The sequence below is a fragment of the Psychrobacter sp. AOP31-B2-9 genome (genome assembly GCF_052378005.1).
Classification (GTDB): Bacteria; Pseudomonadota; Gammaproteobacteria; order Pseudomonadales; family Moraxellaceae; genus Psychrobacter.
Genome location: NZ_JBQSXG010000019.1, coordinates 1 through 16,891, shown reverse-complemented (window position 1 = coordinate 16,891; position 16,891 = coordinate 1). Strand labels below are relative to the sequence as shown.

General features: G+C 41.6%; 20 protein-coding genes. 15 read left to right on the top strand and 5 right to left on the bottom strand.

The window, feature by feature from the left end; translation table 11 throughout:
• Positions 1–223 precede the first annotated feature (223 nt).
• The 7 genes from ACT3SX_RS03970 (at position 224) to ACT3SX_RS03940 (ending at position 5,580) form a co-directional block, all read left to right on the top strand.
• Positions 224–1,705, top strand: coding sequence for a C13 family peptidase (locus tag ACT3SX_RS03970; protein ID WP_192991915.1), 1,482 nt, complete (start codon positions 224–226; stop codon positions 1,703–1,705).
• Positions 1,706–1,807: 102 nt separating this feature from the next.
• Entirely contained in the window at positions 1,808–2,698 is an 891-nt protein-coding gene (gene fghA / locus ACT3SX_RS03965) for an S-formylglutathione hydrolase (protein WP_192518983.1), read from the top strand.
• Between the two features lie 291 nt (positions 2,699–2,989).
• On the top strand, positions 2,990–3,238 hold the full coding sequence (locus ACT3SX_RS03960) for a TIGR03643 family protein (RefSeq protein WP_318779518.1): 249 nt from the start codon (positions 2,990–2,992) through the stop codon (positions 3,236–3,238).
• 108 nt (positions 3,239–3,346) lie between these two features.
• A complete protein-coding gene (gene rpe, locus ACT3SX_RS03955) occupies positions 3,347–4,036 on the top strand; it encodes a ribulose-phosphate 3-epimerase (protein ID WP_192991914.1) in 690 nt (229 codons plus the stop codon).
• Positions 4,037–4,227: 191 nt separating this feature from the next.
• Positions 4,228–4,605 (top strand): hypothetical protein, encoded by a 378-nt coding sequence (locus ACT3SX_RS03950; protein WP_225739129.1) that lies wholly within the window; start codon positions 4,228–4,230, stop codon positions 4,603–4,605.
• A 166-nt stretch (positions 4,606–4,771) separates the two neighbouring features.
• Positions 4,772–5,083 (top strand): hypothetical protein, encoded by a 312-nt coding sequence (locus ACT3SX_RS03945; protein WP_192518986.1) that lies wholly within the window; start codon positions 4,772–4,774, stop codon positions 5,081–5,083.
• A gap of 185 nt (positions 5,084–5,268) precedes the next feature.
• Positions 5,269–5,580 (top strand): hypothetical protein, encoded by a 312-nt coding sequence (locus tag ACT3SX_RS03940; protein WP_192518987.1) that lies wholly within the window; start codon positions 5,269–5,271, stop codon positions 5,578–5,580.
• Positions 5,581–5,736: 156 nt separating this feature from the next.
• Here ACT3SX_RS03940 and rpmG read toward each other — a convergent pair whose 3' ends face one another.
• Both rpmG and rpmB read right to left on the bottom strand, forming a co-directional pair.
• On the bottom strand, positions 5,737–5,892 hold the full coding sequence (gene rpmG / locus ACT3SX_RS03935) for a 50S ribosomal protein L33 (protein WP_192518988.1): 156 nt from the start codon (positions 5,890–5,892) through the stop codon (positions 5,737–5,739).
• A 159-nt stretch (positions 5,893–6,051) separates the two neighbouring features.
• Positions 6,052–6,288: a 50S ribosomal protein L28 gene (gene rpmB, locus ACT3SX_RS03930; protein ID WP_192518989.1), complete on the bottom strand. Its 237-nt coding sequence runs from the start codon at positions 6,286–6,288 to the stop codon at positions 6,052–6,054.
• 455 nt (positions 6,289–6,743) lie between these two features.
• On the opposite strand from rpmB, the gene purU reads away from it, so the two are divergent.
• A complete protein-coding gene (purU, locus tag ACT3SX_RS03925) occupies positions 6,744–7,676 on the top strand; it encodes a formyltetrahydrofolate deformylase (protein WP_225739130.1) in 933 nt (310 codons plus the stop codon).
• Positions 7,677–7,752: 76 nt separating this feature from the next.
• On the opposite strand, the gene ACT3SX_RS03920 is transcribed toward purU, so the two are convergent.
• On the bottom strand, positions 7,753–8,550 hold the full coding sequence (locus ACT3SX_RS03920; protein ID WP_413038441.1) for a cytochrome C assembly family protein: 798 nt from the start codon (positions 8,548–8,550) through the stop codon (positions 7,753–7,755).
• A gap of 369 nt (positions 8,551–8,919) precedes the next feature.
• On the opposite strand from ACT3SX_RS03920, the gene ffh reads away from it, so the two are divergent.
• The 7 genes from ffh to ACT3SX_RS03885 all read left to right on the top strand — a co-directional run bounded on the left by ffh (position 8,920) and on the right by ACT3SX_RS03885 (position 15,329).
• Positions 8,920–10,464 (top strand): signal recognition particle protein, encoded by a 1,545-nt coding sequence (gene ffh / locus ACT3SX_RS03915; RefSeq protein WP_192518991.1) that lies wholly within the window; start codon positions 8,920–8,922, stop codon positions 10,462–10,464.
• A 235-nt stretch (positions 10,465–10,699) separates the two neighbouring features.
• Positions 10,700–11,392 carry a tRNA (adenosine(37)-N6)-threonylcarbamoyltransferase complex dimerization subunit type 1 TsaB gene (gene tsaB / locus ACT3SX_RS03910; protein ID WP_192519001.1) on the top strand — a complete coding sequence of 231 codons (693 nt, stop codon included), beginning with the start codon at positions 10,700–10,702 and terminating at the stop codon, positions 11,390–11,392.
• Between the two features lie 89 nt (positions 11,393–11,481).
• Positions 11,482–12,324 (top strand): undecaprenyl-diphosphate phosphatase, encoded by an 843-nt coding sequence (locus tag ACT3SX_RS03905; RefSeq protein WP_192518992.1) that lies wholly within the window; start codon positions 11,482–11,484, stop codon positions 12,322–12,324.
• Positions 12,325–12,372: 48 nt separating this feature from the next.
• The gene (locus ACT3SX_RS03900; protein WP_192518993.1) at positions 12,373–13,272 is read left to right on the top strand and encodes a class I SAM-dependent methyltransferase; all 900 of its coding nucleotides are present in this window, start codon (positions 12,373–12,375) and stop codon (positions 13,270–13,272) included.
• Positions 13,273–13,368: 96 nt separating this feature from the next.
• Positions 13,369–13,611 carry a hypothetical protein gene (locus ACT3SX_RS03895; RefSeq protein WP_192518994.1) on the top strand — a complete coding sequence of 81 codons (243 nt, stop codon included), beginning with the start codon at positions 13,369–13,371 and terminating at the stop codon, positions 13,609–13,611.
• A gap of 139 nt (positions 13,612–13,750) precedes the next feature.
• On the top strand, positions 13,751–14,668 hold the full coding sequence (ubiA, locus tag ACT3SX_RS03890) for a 4-hydroxybenzoate octaprenyltransferase (RefSeq protein WP_442061846.1): 918 nt from the start codon (positions 13,751–13,753) through the stop codon (positions 14,666–14,668).
• Complete coding sequence (locus tag ACT3SX_RS03885) at positions 14,661–15,329, top strand: DUF4112 domain-containing protein (RefSeq protein ID WP_192518996.1); 669 nt, start codon at positions 14,661–14,663, stop codon at positions 15,327–15,329. Before ubiA ends, ACT3SX_RS03885 begins: the two co-directional genes overlap by 8 nt.
• 107 nt (positions 15,330–15,436) lie before the next feature.
• Here the strand turns inward: ACT3SX_RS03885 and ACT3SX_RS03880 are convergent, their stop codons facing one another.
• Together ACT3SX_RS03880 and ACT3SX_RS03875 are read right to left on the bottom strand one after the other, a co-directional pair.
• Positions 15,437–16,084: a hypothetical protein gene (locus ACT3SX_RS03880; protein WP_192518997.1), complete on the bottom strand. Its 648-nt coding sequence runs from the start codon at positions 16,082–16,084 to the stop codon at positions 15,437–15,439.
• 144 nt (positions 16,085–16,228) lie between these two features.
• Positions 16,229–16,858 carry a hypothetical protein gene (locus ACT3SX_RS03875; RefSeq protein ID WP_192518998.1) on the bottom strand — a complete coding sequence of 210 codons (630 nt, stop codon included), beginning with the start codon at positions 16,856–16,858 and terminating at the stop codon, positions 16,229–16,231.
• Between the last annotated feature and the right edge of the window lie 33 nt (positions 16,859–16,891).

Here is a 16,891-nt window from a genome sequence, read left to right as displayed (position 1 = left end):
TAACAATCCGTTACAATTAAGATAGATTAGCAAGCTAGACTGTTAGTCCTAGTTTTCAGTTTTTGCTTTTCACCTCTTATAATCATTTCATAGTGAATCAAATATAAACTTGCTGTCCATCTGACTCGTTGAAAAGTCAATAAACGATATCAGATGATACAAATAGTAAAACACTTATCATTGGCTCACTTTATTTTTCTCGGCTGGCTAGAGGTTTAAGTCTTTGTCACTTGCGTCGTTAAAAACTGTATCGCTTCAGCGCTTTTCGCTCAACTTCGCTGCCAATATTATTGCCACTTTGTGGATGTTGGTAGGGTCAACCCGTGCGTTTTCTTGGGTCAAACCGACTTTTATGCAGTTTGCTGTGTTTGCACTATCAGCACTTGGTAGCAATGTGCTGTTTTCGTGGTTGGCTGCGGAAAATAGTAGTGTCTTTAATGAGCAGGGGCTGGTTAGCTATTTGATTTGGCCAATGATTATCCTGTTGGGTGGCATTATCTTGGCACGACGTGCAGGCAATCAAGCACTGGTATTTGTACCAGTGGTGTTATGGTTGGTCGCTGATACATTGTCAGCGTTATTACAAAGCTTAGTACAATACTTGAGTAGTTATGGTTGGCTGCCTGATTGGAGCTATTCATTTTTACCCATTTTATTTTTAGTGCTGTTTTTATGGCAGACATTGGCATTACTATGGATTTTTTTCCATCGTTTCCGGCTGCCTTGGTGGGAGCGAGTGATTGTATTGGTAGGTGCTGTTGCACTTTTGACAATTTGGCAGCGTAATGTTACTGACCAACCCATATTTAAGCAGATTCCTATAGAGCCAGTTTTAGAAGAAGCTGCATTATATGAGCAGCCACGTCTATTGCAACAAGCTTTAAATAGTATTGATCCAAGTATCTTGGGAAAAACCGACTGGTACTTTATGGGTGTTGCAGGGTTCTCGGATCAAAATGTCTTCCGTTCTGAAATTAATAAAGTACGTGAGTTATTTGATGTACGCTTTGGTACTAGTGGCCATTCTCTATCATTAATCAATAATACTTATAGCTGGCTAGATGAGCCAATCGCTACCAAAACTAGTATTTTACGCGGTTTAAAAAGAATCGGTCAGCAGATGAATGCTGACGAAGATGTATTATTCCTCACACTATCCTCACATGGCAATGAGAACATCATACAACTCGCCAATCCACCATTAGCAATGGAAAACTTAGATGCAGCCTGGTTACGTGCTGCTTTAGATGATTCAGGCATTCGTTGGCGGGTGATTGTGGTCTCTGCTTGTTATTCAGGATCATTCATCGATGAGTTGGCATCTCCGACCACGGTAGTGATTACAGCATCAGCTACTGAAAAAGCTTCATTTGGCTGTACCAATACCGCAGAGATGACCTATTTTGGTCAAGCGTTTTTCGCTGAAAGCATGCGAGACAACACCAGCTTTGAGTCTGCCTTTAAAGATGCTCGTCTACGTGTCAGTGAAAAAGAGAGTTTGATGGGTTTTGAATCGTCAGACCCGCAGATGTTTATTGGTAGTCTTATGGAAACGGCTTTACCTGCGTTTGAACGAGTACTATTTGATAAAGCACGACCATCAGTTGCTAGCATCACTGAGGACTCCAATACGACTGTTATTCCTATCGGGGATAATAATGAGGTGAGTCCGCCAATGGTGGCGACAGTCATAACCACGGAATAAGTATCTGCTATTCATTTATAAGGGATGACATTATAGAGGCTTTTTGATAGAAGCTTTTATAAGTCATCATGTGTTTTTCTTTAGATAAAAGGAGCGTTACTCATGAATCATTCTTACAATCACAGTTTGTCTGCCAATTCACAACTCACTCAACAAAGTGTGAATCGCTGTTTTGATGGAGAGCAACATTATTATAGCCATCAATCGGCAACGACTAAAACGCCAATGACGTTTAGTGTTTATCTACCGGATGAAGCACTTGCTGGCCGTCTTTGCCCAGCAGTTTTGTATTTATCAGGCCTCACTTGTAATGCTGACAATGTTACGCACAAAGCACATTTTCAACAAAAATGTAGTGATCTTGGCATGATATTTATCGCACCTGACACCTCTCCTCGCAGTAGTGAAGGCAATGATGTGGCCAACGATGAGCGTTATTTTGTTGGGCAAGGCGCTAGTTACTATGTTGATGCCACGCAAGCACCTTGGGCAGAGCATTTTAATATGCAAAGTTACATCGTCGATGAGCTACATGATTTGCTACGTTCAGAGTTCCCGATTCAAAGTATTGGTATCACAGGGCACTCTATGGGTGGTCATGGCGCATTGTTATTAGGCTTTAAGTTTCCAGGAAAATTTGTCAGTGTCTCAGCATTATCGCCAGTATGTGCAGCCAGTGAGTCAGCGTGGGGAGAGGCTGCCTATACAGAATATTTTGGTGATGATAAATCACTATGGTTACAATCAGATGCCTCAAAAGTGATTGAAGAAGTTGGTCAGCAGTATTCGAGTATTTTGGTCGATCAAGGTGCTGATGACAATTTTTTAGCAGAAGGTCAACTACAAACTGCTAAATTGCAGCAAGCTTGTGAAAAAGTAAAACAGCCTTTAACCCTACGCTATCAAGCGGGTCACGATCATAGTTATTACTTTATTCAGAGCATCATTGATGATCATATCGAACATCATTGGCGCATGGCGCAACTTAGCTAGGCACTGATATCGAGCTATTTTCGCTATGCTGTCAGAACTAGAACCGAGTATTTAAAAGGTAAATTTATGGCAAGTTATCAAGACTCAACGGCATTTAATGCTAGTACGCGTTCTGTGTGCGATCAGCAATCAGACGCTAGCGCTGCGAAGTCAGCGCTGGCGACTATGCAAGCAGATATGGATGCAGCGTTAAAGAACAAGCAGCAGACCAGTCATGAAAATAACGACCAAATATCTCAAGTCCAGTCAGAAGCGTTTATTGCAAAAAACGTCAACAGCGAGGGTGAGCAGGTGCTTGATGAGTCGCAACACTCACGAGTGATAGAGATGGCATGGGAAGACAGAACACCATTTGGGGCAATAGAGTATAGCTACGGTCTCAATGAAGCTGGTGTCATTAAGCTCATGCGTCAAACGCTAAAGCCATCATCTTTTCGCTTGTGGCGTCAGAGAGTCAGCAGCCGTGCGACCAAACATCAAGCGAAACGTGATTTTGGCGTGGGTCGTGCTTACTGTAAAACTCAGTATAAGCCGCGATAGTTTTTTTATTCAATATCGATGCATGAAAGGCTTATAATAGTGTATAAGCCAGCATCTAACTTTTATTCTATCAGTACTTTATTTACATATAAATTAGGTAGTTCTACTATGATTAGCCCTTCTAAGCCATATCTAATAGCCCCATCCATACTTTCAGCTGATTTTGCACGTTTAGGAGAAGATGTTGAAAAGGTATTAGAGTCAGGTGCCGATGTAATTCATTTTGATGTGATGGACAATCATTATGTACCCAACTTAACATTTGGTAGTATGATTTGTCAGGCATTGCGAGATTATGGTATTGATGCTCCCATTGATGTACACCTTATGGTATCACCAGTTGATAGCATGATTGAGCAATTTCTAGAAGCGGGTGCGAGCGTTATCACTTTTCACCCAGAAGCGAGTGGACACATTGATCGTTCGTTACAATTGATTAAAGATGGTGGTGCAGAGTGTGGTTTGGTATTGAACCCAGCGACTCCGCTGCATTATTTAGATTATGTCATGGATAAAGTGGATCAAATCTTACTAATGAGCGTCAACCCTGGTTATGGTGGCCAATCATTTATTGAAGGTACCTTAGAGAAGGTTCGCCAAGTTCGCCAGCGTATTATTACAAGCGGTCGTGATATTAGACTAGAAGTGGATGGTGGTATCAAAGCCAATAATATTCGTGCGATTGCAGAAGCAGGTGCTGATATGTTTGTTGCAGGTTCTGCGATATTTAATCAAGAAGACTATAAAAATGCTATTGATGAGATGCGCGCAGAGCTGGCACTGGCTAACGGTAAGTAATTGTAGTCAGTAGTTATAGCCAAATGACATAGCATGTTTTTTGACCTGATTTATGGACGCATCAAAAACTCACTCAAAAAATATGCTTATATATGGCCATCAAATACGCCCCACGATTAATGACGTAGTATGGTTCATTATGAAGTACGATTCACAATGATATATGATAGCGAGTTACACAAAGGTGAAGTATGAATACAAACAATTCAACCGACTTGTCAACGCCGTCTGAATCAGAGACAAGCTCAGCACAGCAACGTCAGGAACAGCCAATACAACGCAGTTTGGTACCGAGAGGTATTACCATTGGCTTAGCAATGTTTGCACTTGTGCTTAGTCTAGCAGGGTATGGTTTTCGCTTGATGGTAGGCGATGATGTAGGAGAGGTAGTACGTCATGCAGCCGTGATAGTACCCTCGTTTATGATTGGTATTCCCCTGTTTTTTTGGGTAGGCTCACGTATAGTTAACAAGATTAAAGGCATGCATATAGAGGGATGGAATGCGATTAGTTTGGGTTATTTAACGTCTTGTATCTCGATGCTATGGTTGATGGGCACTTATAGTTGAATGATTTTATAGTCAGTACTTTATAAATTAGACATGCTGCCAACTATACAGATTATTTATGATGCTATCACTGATACTGCTGCATAATTAATATGATGTTTTTATAAGTTTTTTACACACTTTTTAACCACTAAGTCATGCTCTATAAGCATGACTGGAATTTCACATGCGAATCATGCCTACTAATATTGCCAATATTATCTACCCAAAAGACTTACCAAATGGTTTGTTTACTAGTTTGATCATAGCATGTTTGCTACTAGGGTTATCCTCGTTGCGTCATGGTACGGACTTTCAAGGTTGGCTCAATGTCATGGAAAATTGGCTGATTATGCTGTTGATACTGCCTACTGCTACCGCCACGGTGGCACTGCCTTTTAAATATCGCGATCCAACTCTTGAGCTAAAACTGGTTTATTATTTGGGGATGTTCGTCGCTTTCTTATTTACTTTAGGAAAACTGCGTTACTGGCGCTGATTTTTTCATAAGTTTTATGCTTAAGTGGTTACCTATAGAGAAGACTTATGTGACAGCACTTGAATTTGATGGCCAAAGCGTCCATTGTATAAGGACGATGATCTCCCCGTATTGCTGTAAGAGGTTAAGTTTTTACACGCAATTGTCTTTATACATAATTAGACGGGATAATAAGGAAAAAATTAATGCCATATGATATCGATAATGATATAGAAGTAGATAATGAGAGTACTGACCAATTTGCAGGATTTGCGAAAGAAACCACACTGGAGCTGGTAGAAGCCGAAGACGGTAGGTTGTTATTGCGTGATGCGGAACAAGATGAAGCGCCACTGATGACGATAGATTTTTCTGAAAAACTGAAAGAAATACTGGGTACTGATACGCAAGCGATTGGTCAGCATATGATTCATGCGGCGATTCAAGTCATTATGCAAAAGCAGATGAGTCAGTGGCATGCACATGTTTATGACAAAGAGCCAGCGCATTACAGTTGATTGATATTACAGAGAAGTGATTTTGATAATCACAATTTTGGTGTGACAAATTCTGATGTGACAATGGATACCTCAATTAAAATCAATGAGCAATAAAAAAAGGGTTTATCAATTGATAAACCCTTTTTTATACAAATAATTTATTTAAACAATAAATTATTTGATTTTAGCTTCTTTAAAAACAACGTGCTGGCGTACTTTTGGATCGTATTTCTTAATTTCCATTTTGCCAGGCATAGTGCGCTTGTTTTTGGTAGTGGTATAGTAATACCCAGTACCAGCAGTTGATACTAACTTAATTTTATCTCTCATGATAGCTTTCCTGTAAATGAGGGGTCTTCAAACGATAGGTACGGATCTAAAAGGTTAAGTGGCTACACAAGGTGATTATATAAAATAACTATATAAAAGGTAGCAGAATGGCAGCTTAACGGTTGAAAATTATCAATACACTAAGCTGCAAGTCTCAACTTAAATCTTTTGACCTTGTGCGCGCATATCTGCTAGCACTTTATCGATACCAAGTTTGTCAATGATGCGCATACCTTTGGTAGACACACGTAGACGTACAAAACGATTTTCAGACTCTACCCAAAAACGATGGTTGTGAAGGTTTGGTAGAAAGCGACGACGGGTTTTGTTGTTTGCGTGCGAAACATTATTACCCACCATAGGGCGCTTTCCAGTCACTTGGCAAACTCGAGACATGGCGAACTCCTAATCTATGAGGTATGAGTTTTTCTCATACCAGTCTGGGCAAGTTGCACGTTTTTGCGGCATGGACACAGCAAGCGGCAGCTTTGCACCAAACAAAACTATATGAATGTTGAGTTGGCATTGTTGTTATCTAAAGGCAAATAACAGGCGTACCAATTCAGAAAATTTTAAAGCCGACATTTATACCATAAAAGAGATGAATACTCAAATATTTTTATGATTATTGTGGTTTTAAGGGTGGTTATTATACCTCGAAATGCAGCGGCTATGTTGTTGATTATCTAATAGTAAAGATTATTTTTCAGTTAACCTGTTATTTATGCAATTGTTATAAAAAACAACCAACTCATTCAGCAAAGATTCAAAAAAAAGACTAAAATAACCAGTTTACTATGCTCTAGCATTTGGCTTTAGTAGCAGGTTTCATTTTTTTAATTGGGTTTACTATGTCAGATAATACAAATATTGTTTCGCCATCGAACACGCAGCCTAGTAGTACTTCTCCTAATACGCCAACAACGGCTGCTATCGATACCGCGACATTACTGATTAAGTGCAAAGATCAGGCGGGTATCGTGCAAGCGGTATCTGAGTTTATTCATCGTTATGGTGCTAATATTATTACGCTTGATCAATATTCCACTGCTCATGAAGGCGGTCAGTATTTTATGCGTTTAGAGTTTGCCTTGGCAGGATTGAGCGATATCATTGATAATTTTAAAGCCAGCTTCAATCATACGGTGGCTAGACGTTATAATATGGAATGGCGGTTACATAACAATGCGATCAAAACCAAGGTTGGTATTTTGGTATCGAAATTTGATCATGCGTTGTTAGATTTGTTATGGCGGCATCAGCGTGGTCTGCTTGATTGTGATATTACTTGTGTGGTTAGTAATCACCCTGATTTGCGTCAAGCGGTAGAAAACTTCGGTATCACTTTTCATCATGTGCCTGTTAGCAAAGCCAATAAAGCAGAGGCAGAAGAGCAAATTCATGAGCTGATGGCGGGCAATGACTTGCTCGTATTAGCGCGTTATATGCAGATATTATCATCTGATTTTGTGAAGCGTTGGCCGATGAAAGTCATCAATATCCATCACTCATTCTTGCCAGCCTTTGTGGGAGCGGACCCTTATCGTCAGGCCTATGATAAAGGCGTGAAACTGATTGGTGCAACGGCGCATTATGTTACTGCTGAATTGGATCAAGGGCCTATTATTGAGCAAGATGTGCATCGCGTGACGCATCGTCAAGGTGTGACTGAGTTGCGTGCTATAGGGCGTGATATTGAGCGTAATGTATTGGCGCGTGCGGTCAATTGGCATGTGCAAAATCGTGTGATTGTAGCGGGTAATAAGACGGTGGTTTTTAATTAAAACATTCGACAGTTAGTTTTTATAAAAACATAGCCGTCAGTGGTTATAACTGCTGAACGCTATGCTTTTTATTGTTTTATAACAGCATTTCTAAAACGAATTTGCTACCGATAAAACCAATAGCCAGTAGAATAAAGGCATAAATAGTGATATTGGCAGCCCTTTTACCACGCCAGCCTGCACGCCAACTACCTACTAATAACGTGCCAAACAATAACCATGAGAGTAGACTAAACGCGGTTTTATGAACAATATGTTGAGACATCAAGTCGTGTACATAGATAAAGCCAATACCTAGCGCAATACTGAGTAAGACAAAGCCAACCAATAGCATGTCGAATAATAAGCTTTCCATGCTTTGTAATGAGGGTAGCTTATTGACCCAAAAGCGATGGATCGTGTGATGTTTTAGCTCACGAATTTGTAAGCGTAAAAATAGCGCTTGCACCGCGGCCATCAGCAGCACACAATAGGCCGCCAAAGATAGTAGTATATGCGCCTCAAGCCCAACACTGATATTGGTAATAGGTTGATAAGGGGCGCGACCGATATAGCCAACAGTCATACCTATTAATGCCGTAGGTGCTGCTAAAATAGCAAGGCTAATGATAGGGCGATAGAGACAAAACAGAACATAGAAAAATAAGAAAAACAAACTGATCAGGCTAATGATATTAAATAGATTAAAATTCAGACCGTAAAGGGTTACGACATAAGGATAAAGTAGCACTGCATGTGCCATCATACCGATTGTTAATAATCCCAGACTGATGCCTTTATGAATGGATTTACCTCGAGTTAACGCCCAACCAATGTAAACGCTGACTAAGAGATAAGCTAGGCTAGCAAGTAAGAATGCAAGGTTCACAGACATAAAGCCTCGTCTCATACTGAGTGTAAAACGGCCACTCAGATTGATGCTAAAATGGTATTATCGGAATGATTAGAATAATTGTTTAATTTATCATAAAATGACAGCCAATTGAGTACCATATTGCGTATTACTTATAAAGACTTAGGGTATACCAAACACAATGCCCTGGCTTAAAAATATATTTGCGAATCAATAATTTTATAAAAAGCTTATCAATTTTTGAGTCTACTTGATGCTATAGTGTTGATAATATGCTGTTTTTATCATTATTTTATAAATGCTGATCTAATATTTCATGCTATGCCCGAATATTGTTTATAAACCCTTCAAAAGGTTTTACTAAGAATTATTTTTAACTGAGAGTTATTTATGTTTGATACTTTAACAGAACGACTATCCTCAAGCCTGCGAAATATCGTGGGTAGTGGACAGCTAACCGAAGATAACATCAAAGATACCTTGCGCGAAGTGCGCATGGCCTTGCTCGAAGCCGATGTGGCGCTACCTGTCACTCGTGACTTTGTTAAACGTGTTAAAGAGCAAGCGCTGGGTGCAGAAGTTCTAAAAGAGCTGGCTCCAGGACAGGCCTTTGTCAAAATCGTCCATGACGAGCTGACGGAAATGATGGGCAGTGCCAATCAACAGTTAGAAATGACAGGTAAGCCACCAGTTGTCTATTTACTGGCAGGTTTGCAAGGTGCAGGTAAAACGACTACCGCGGGTAAGTTGGCCAAGTTCTTACAAGAGCGTCATAAGAAAAAAGTCATGTTGGTTTCGGCGGATGTTTATCGTCCAGCCGCCATCAAGCAGCTTGAGCAAGTAGCAGGTCAGGTAAATGCTAAGTTTGTGAACTCAAGCACTGACGAAAACCCAATCGATATCGCGCAACGTGCGATCGAAGAAGCAAAAATCCAGTATCAAGATATTTTAATCATTGATACCGCTGGTCGTCTACATATTGATGACACGATGATGGATGAGATTAAGGCGTTAACGGCTGCCGTCAGTCCATCTGAAACACTATTTGTCGTCGATGCGATGACCGGTCAAGATGCGGCCAATACCGCAAAAGCTTTTAATGATGCATTGCCATTAACAGGTGTTATTCTGACCAAGACAGATGGTGATGCTCGCGGTGGTGCTGCACTTTCTGTGCGTGCCATCACAGGTAAGCCAATCAAGTTTTTAGGTCGCGGTGAGAAACTAGACGAGCTAGAGCTGTTCCATCCTGAGCGTATTGCTCAGCGTATCTTAGGTATGGGTGATGTACTGAGCTTGGTTGAAGAAGTCGAGCAAAAAATCGACCGCGATAAAGCCGAAAAAATGGCGAAAAAGATGCAAAAGGGCGGTGAATTCGACCTTGAGGATCTGTTAACGCAGTTTCAGCAAATGAAAAATATGGGCGGCATGGCAGGATTTTTAGATAAAATGCCAGGTATGGGTGGCTCTGATATGCAAAAAGCCGTTGAAGATGCCAAGCCAGAAGAAAAAGTGCGTGAAATGGAAGCCTTGATTAATTCTATGACACCGTTTGAGCGTAAAAACCCTGATAAGATTAATCCAAGCCGTAAGCGTCGTATCGCTGCAGGTTCTGGTCGCGAGATTCAAGACGTGAATCGTTTGCTAAAGCAGCATAAGCAGATGGCCAAAATGATGAAAATGATCTCTAAGCCGGAAGGCATCAGTAAAATGATGAAGTCTATGAAAGGTTTGATGGGCGGCGGCGGAGCAGGTGGTGCTGGTCCGTTATTCGGCGGTGGTGGTCAGCAAGGTGGCGCAAAAGATGTGAACCCAGAGCAAATGGCAAAACAGATGGGTCTTGATCCAAACAACATGCCAAGCACTGAAGAGATGCAAAAGCAAATGCAAGAAATGCAAAATCAAGCGCCAAAGAAGTTTAAAACCCGCTTTTAAACCATAGCTGATTGTACTGCTTATAATTTTTGATGGAGCCTCAAAACTGATATGGTTTTGAGGCTTTTTCTTTTTCTCTACTCTGACTCAGTACGCATGGATAAAGTATGAAAAACGTAGAAAGTCATAAAATTTGTTTGTCCTAAATGCTATGATAGGCACTATTTTATTTGTTTGTCCTAAATGCTATGATAGGCACTATTTTATGATGCCAAGCGTACAAGCCGAGGTGATGATGTTTTTAGCAATGGATACTGTGTTTGATCAGTGCTCGATCGCAATTTTGGATGTAGATGGTCAGGTACTATCGAGTCATACCGAAACTGGTAAGCGTCAGCAGACTCAGCAGATTCTACCCATGATCGATGCGGCCTTATCTGAAGCGCAGTTAAAGCTGGCTGATATACAGGCCTTGATCTTTAACCGTGGTCCTGGCGCTTTTAGCGGTATCAGAATCAATACAGCGGTAGTACAAGCGCTATCTGTCGCACATGACACTCCTTGTGTGGGCGTTTCAAGCTTACAGGCGATTGCGCAGCGTGCGTATAACCAATATGGTCTGACACAAGTCTATAGTGCGCTGGATGCTCGTATGCAGCAAGTGTATTTTGGGCAGTACGCAGTAATCGATAGTGAAGCCGGCATTATGCAGCCAGTACTGATTGCTGATAATGATAGCACCGAGCAGCTGCTGGATTATGACAGCCAAACTGACCTTGATATCCCAGTAGTCGGTAATGGCGCAGGTTTATTGACTTTGCATGATACACAAGCATGGCATGAATACGTGTCACCGGATGCGGTGGTCATCGGTCAGCTCGGTATCGCGCAATTTATGGCGATAGGTGGAGTAGAGGCGTCACAAGCTTTACCAAAGTACTTACGTAACCAAGCTTGGAAAACGCTGAAAGAGCAAGGCAAAGCATAGTTGTTTTCAGTCATTTGTCGTACTATGCAAAATATAACAACACACTAAAAACTGTATTAACCAATAGGTTTGTATCTAGGAAAGCCACCGTGGATATTATTTTATTAATTCAAGCTGTCATCATGGGTATCGTTGAAGGTATCACTGAGTTTTTACCCATTTCTAGTACGGGCTACCTAATTTTATCAGCAGATGTGATGGGTTTTTGGACCAAAGAAAAAGTCGATTTGTTCGTCGTTGTCGTGCAATTGGGTGCTATCTTGGCCGTTATTTATGACTATTGGGGTAGACTGTGGCAAGCGCTCATGGGCTTGCTAACGGGTAAAGCAGAAGGCATGAATAACCCAAGGCAACTTGGACTGAGTTTGATTGTATCTACTATTCCTGTAATGATCGTTGGTTTTACCTTCGCTGATGAGATTAAAGCCTATTTATTTAATCCGATTACTGTCGCAATTATGCTCATCATTGGTGGTTTGTTGATATTCTATGTTGAGAGTCGTCCTAAAGCGGTCATTGCAAATGAAGCTGAAGATGTCAGCCTAAAAACAGCGTTGATGATTGGGTTATTTCAATGCTTGGCACTAATACCAGGAACATCACGCTCAGGTGCTACTATCATTGGTGCCCTGTGGCTTGGTGTCTCGCGCAAAGCGTCAGCAGAGTTTTCATTCTTTTTAGGTATTCCTGTTATTGTAGGTGCGGCACTATTAGATTTAATCAAACATGGCGACGTACTGACCAATAGTGACGATTGGCTAGTGCTGGGCGTTGGCACGGTGGTGTCATTTATCGTCGCTTTACTTTGTATTCGTTTGCTTGTGGCATGGGTGAGCCGTCGTGATTTTACCATCTTTGCTTGGTTACGTATTATCACAGGTGTGCTTGTTTTGATCGCTGCTTGGGGCTTTGGTTATCAAATGGCAGGTTAGCTGTTGCTATGACTTATAGCGTTATTAGCAGTCGTAAAGAGGGTAGTCATGAGTAGGTTGGATACAGTTTCTAATAAGGCTATCGCCTTTATGCAGTGCCAGCTACTCTACGTGAGCGAGTCGCAGCACAGTCAAGTGGATATGTTGCAAGCATTGATAGAACAGCACCGATTACCAATCATATTAAACGCTGAGTTGTCTGTCGATAAATTAACACAAAAACGTCGCCAGCAATTAAGTCATAGCGCCACTCAACCTATCTTATTATTGGATAATAAAGATAAGCTATCATGGCTCAGTGATGGTCTGAGTGTGACGCCAGAGTGGGACAAACTACAACGCCGTGTGGTGAGTGCAGGACGAAAGTCCGAGTTGCTATTGCAGGCTGCTAAGATCACATCGGATAGTAATGTTATTGATGCGACGGCTGGTTTCGGTCATGATAGCCTAATATTGGGTAGTACTGGCGCACAGGTCACCATGCTAGAGCAGCAACCATTAATGGCATTGCTATTATTGGTAGAGCAGCAGCGTATGAGTGCGTTGCCGAACTGGCAAAAGCTAATGTCACGTCTACAAATTGTAAATATTGATGCGCTGAGTTATTTTGAAATGCTCAAAGCGGAACCAATGACCAGTGATAGTAAGGTTATTGATGTCGTATATCTGGATCCTATGTTTCCAGAGGACAGCTATCAAGACAGCAAGACAGGAAAAGGTGCTAAAGTGGGCAAGCACATGCAAGCATTACATCAACTAGCAAGCCCGCCAACAGTAGAAGAAGAGTGTCAGCTGCTCAAGTCAGCACAATCTATCGTTAGTCAATCTACACAGCACTCTGGTCGTGTGGTCGTAAAACGTCCTCAGCAGGCCCCATTTTTAGCAAGCCAACAACCTAGTGAAAGCTGGCATAATGAGGCAGTGCGCTTTGACGGTTATTTTGCTTGATAGTGACTGTTTACTAGAGATTGTTGGATAGTAACTGTTTACTAGTGACTGTTTGATAGTGATTGTTTACAAGAAAAATGGATTTAGGAGCAAGGAATGTCAACGCTAATTATTTGGGCGATGGGTGCGGCGCTATTATTGATTAATATCATTTTGCGTACTCGAATCCTGCGGCTCGAAGCACGTCTAAAAGAGCTAAGCAATCCACAAGAGCAGCTGGATTTTTTGCGTCAGCAAGCATCACAGAAAGATAAAGTCCCTGCACTGAAAGCTTTGCGCAAACAGTATCCTGAGATGTCACTAGTAGAAGCCAACCAATTGTGGAAACAAATTCAGTAACTAGCTAATTCATTAACTAGCTAATTCATTAACCAGACAATTCAGTAACTAGCCAAATCACTTAACAGTCATTTTAGTCGCTTTTCGCAAAGACTATGAGCGCGTATATAACATATTCTATTGATGATAATAAATAACCATGACATTTAAAGATAAACTACAAGCTTATATTCAATTGACCCGCTTTGATAAACCTGTGGGCATTGAGCTATTGTTATGGCCAACATTATGGGGTGTGCTACTGGCTGCGATGGGTCAGGCTCAGCAACAAGGCGCGCCAGCAGCACTGCCGAGTTTTAAGATATTTATAATCTTTGCGCTTGGTGCGGTTTTTATGCGGGCAGCTGGTTGCGCCATTAATGACTTCGCTGATCGAAAAGTCGATGGTCATGTGACTCGTACTAAGGGACGACCATTAGCGGATGGACGCCTATCAGGTAAGGAAGCCGTTGCTGCATTTTTGGTGTTGGTGTTATTAAGTGCCAGTTTACTATTCTTCCTACCCATTGCTGTGTTTTATTGGTCGCTTGGTGCGGTTGTATTGGCGTTTATTTATCCATTTATGAAACGCTACACCCATTTGCCACAAGTGTTTTTAGCAGCGGCTTTTGGTTGGGCGATACCGATGGCCTATGTGGCGATACAAGGCACGCCTGACATTTGGTGTTGGTTGTTGTTTATCGCCTATATGTGCTGGACGGTAGCTTATGACACACAGTATGCCATGGCTGACCGCGAGGACGATTTAAAAATTGGTGTAAAATCAACGGCGATATTATTTGGTCGCTATGATGTGATTATCATCTCGCTACTACAGACGTTATTTTTGCTAATTATGGGCGTGGTCATATGGCATTATTTTTCACCGACCACTTTAGGCATTACGCCAGTATTTGGTTTGGCATTAGTAGCCATGATGTTTACCAAGCAAAACAGTGCTTGTGCTAGTTACAACGCGCGCGCTTGCTTTCAGGCATTTTTGGCCAATATTTGGGTGGGACGTTACATCTTTGCGCTCATTGCCATCGCTTGTATATGGACAACGGTTAATGGATGAGTTAAATAAGGTATCAAGGTTAAAAGCGAAAAAAATCTTTGATACCAATACGTCTGCTATCGATTATCAGGCACGATTGGCTGAGCAGGGCCTCACACGCGAGCAAGTCATCGCAACGGAGCGTAAACTGGCAAAATTTGCCAATACCATGGATTCGTTAGTACGGATACCGTTTACCAAACAAGGCATGGGTGCGGACGCTGCGCTATCGACTATTCCGCTGGCAGGTGATTTGGCGGGACTGGCTTTGACCAGTTATGCATTTGTGTTGGGTCGTCAATTGGGTGTGCCTGCACATAAGATGACGCCTGCTGTCAGACTGGCGCTTATCGATATGGTGGTGGGTATCGTGCCTGGTATTGGCACATTGTTTGACATATTTATTCGTCCGAGCCGTAAAACCTTGGGTATCGTGCACGGGCATCTGCATGATGAGTATGGCATCACTGAAACCATGCACATGGATCGACCATTCTTACATCAGTCATTAGAAGACAAGCAGCAGCACAGCCGCTTTTGGCGAATCCCTATTATTGCTTGGCTGTATTTGCATATTCCTGATATTTTAGGATTGATTGTCATTGTGGTGGTTGGCTGGGGATTATGGGTAATGATGAGCTGGTTGGTCAGTCTATTTGGGAAAGCTACTGGGTTTGGCTAAAACAAAACAATCAGCAGCAGAAGCGGTACACGCTATTATTTAACGTGTGCCGCTTTTTTTATGGCAATTTTTTATAGCAGATTTTGATAAATAGTAAGGCTTAGGCATTACTCAGTGACGACTTCTGCTTCTGCACTGACCGCATCAAAACTAGTGACTTTGTTATTTTGGACAAGGTCGATAGTACCACCGCCAGCATGACTGACCAGCTCAAGGCTACCATCCTTCGAGCGATAAGTAGGGTTATTACCTTGGCCTTTTGGTGCACTTAGCGTCATCTTTGGTTTATTGGACATTGTGACAATAGCATTTAGCGTACCTTCCGCTGAGGTCTCGAATATCACTGATAGCGTTTCACCTGTTGCGTTTTCATAACGGACATCGGTGATTTGTGTCCCTTTGATCGCTTGCTCAGGGTTAGGTTTTACCTCAGTCGTGGGTGGTGCTGAGTTGTTCGCCTCAACGTCACCTTCTAACTGTTCTAAACTAATATCACTATTTGCATCTGTTGGCTGTGCTGTCGTATTGTCGGTATTGTTGTCTAAGTTTGCATCAGCGTCAGCACCAGTGTCAGGGGCGTTGATATTGGTCGTGACGGGCGTTGTTTGTACGGCTGTTTCGGTCTGTGTGTCATTATCTGACTCAGGTTCTGAGCCTTTTTGACAAGCTGCCAGTAGCAAGACACTAAAAAAAGCAACAGGTACTATCCGATAGAAAAATTTGGCAGTTGGCGAGTGTGAGTTAAAATAATTCATGAGTAGATCTTTATCCAATAAGCGTGCTTTATTTACGCACAGTAAATTATGTGAGTCAGTTTTTGTATTAATTATTGACTGTTATAAGTGTCCACTATCTTAGTGAGTAAGGTAAGAGGCGTTTGATGACGAGCCAAAAGCAATTTATTTTATCTTTAAACTGTCGGCTGCCATACCGCTTTCTTTGTAGACATCGTCCAAATATCGGCGACTGGCAAGCAGTTTGTCAACGACACCACTTTGGCTTTGGGTATTAAGCTTTTGCGAAAAATCTAAAATTGAGTTCAACTGTTCTAATACAATGTCATAACTGGTATTTTGTCGATCGGTATCAATAACGACTGTTTTTGCATAGCTTTGGTCAAGGCTTAGATAGTCAGTAATCAATTCTGGCACACGGGTAGCGATGAGTTTATTGAAGGTGAATAACTGTGATTCAGTAATTTCATCGTGATGCGTGGACTCGTATTGCTGACCAATAGCATCCATAGTAACTCGAAAATTCTTAGGCACTTGCTCGTTATATAGCAGTTGTACAAATGGATGATGAGCTGAAAAATTAATTACGCTAAGAGTGCTATCTTGTTCATTACCTACTGACTCTTTAATTGACTCTGCTTGAGACTGAACCGCGATATGATGCGCCGATGCTAAATACTCTTGATGGCGTTGTATAGAGTTATTTTGAGTGTGCTTAGATTTTTCCTTCATCACAAAGAATATGGGTACGATCGCAATTAAGCTAAGTAGAATGAGCAAGAGGGGAAAAGACATATTGGTACTCTGTCGTTAGAAGTGCTATTTATT

Coding starts and splice junctions, on each gene's coding strand:
- ACT3SX_RS03940 (WP_192518987.1), top strand. CDS start 5,269: ATGCCATATGATATCGATAATGATATAGAAGTAGATAATGAGAGTACT.
- ACT3SX_RS03895 (WP_192518994.1), top strand. CDS start 13,369: ATGTCAACGCTAATTATTTGGGCGATGGGTGCGGCGCTATTATTGATT.
- rpe (WP_192991914.1), top strand. CDS start 3,347: ATGATTAGCCCTTCTAAGCCATATCTAATAGCCCCATCCATACTTTCA.
- ubiA (WP_442061846.1), top strand. CDS start 13,751: ATGACATTTAAAGATAAACTACAAGCTTATATTCAATTGACCCGCTTT.
- rpmB (WP_192518989.1), bottom strand. CDS start 6,288: ATGTCTCGAGTTTGCCAAGTGACTGGAAAGCGCCCTATGGTGGGTAAT.
- ACT3SX_RS03885 (WP_192518996.1), top strand. CDS start 14,661: ATGGATGAGTTAAATAAGGTATCAAGGTTAAAAGCGAAAAAAATCTTT.
- ACT3SX_RS03945 (WP_192518986.1), top strand. CDS start 4,772: ATGCGAATCATGCCTACTAATATTGCCAATATTATCTACCCAAAAGAC.
- ACT3SX_RS03900 (WP_192518993.1), top strand. CDS start 12,373: ATGAGTAGGTTGGATACAGTTTCTAATAAGGCTATCGCCTTTATGCAG.
- ACT3SX_RS03880 (WP_192518997.1), bottom strand. CDS start 16,084: ATGAATTATTTTAACTCACACTCGCCAACTGCCAAATTTTTCTATCGG.
- ACT3SX_RS03920 (WP_413038441.1), bottom strand. CDS start 8,550: ATGTCTGTGAACCTTGCATTCTTACTTGCTAGCCTAGCTTATCTCTTA.
- rpmG (WP_192518988.1), bottom strand. CDS start 5,892: ATGAGAGATAAAATTAAGTTAGTATCAACTGCTGGTACTGGGTATTAC.
- fghA (WP_192518983.1), top strand. CDS start 1,808: ATGAATCATTCTTACAATCACAGTTTGTCTGCCAATTCACAACTCACT.
- ACT3SX_RS03875 (WP_192518998.1), bottom strand. CDS start 16,858: ATGTCTTTTCCCCTCTTGCTCATTCTACTTAGCTTAATTGCGATCGTA.
- purU (WP_225739130.1), top strand. CDS start 6,744: ATGTCAGATAATACAAATATTGTTTCGCCATCGAACACGCAGCCTAGT.
- ACT3SX_RS03950 (WP_225739129.1), top strand. CDS start 4,228: ATGAATACAAACAATTCAACCGACTTGTCAACGCCGTCTGAATCAGAG.
- tsaB (WP_192519001.1), top strand. CDS start 10,700: ATGTTTTTAGCAATGGATACTGTGTTTGATCAGTGCTCGATCGCAATT.
- ffh (WP_192518991.1), top strand. CDS start 8,920: ATGTTTGATACTTTAACAGAACGACTATCCTCAAGCCTGCGAAATATC.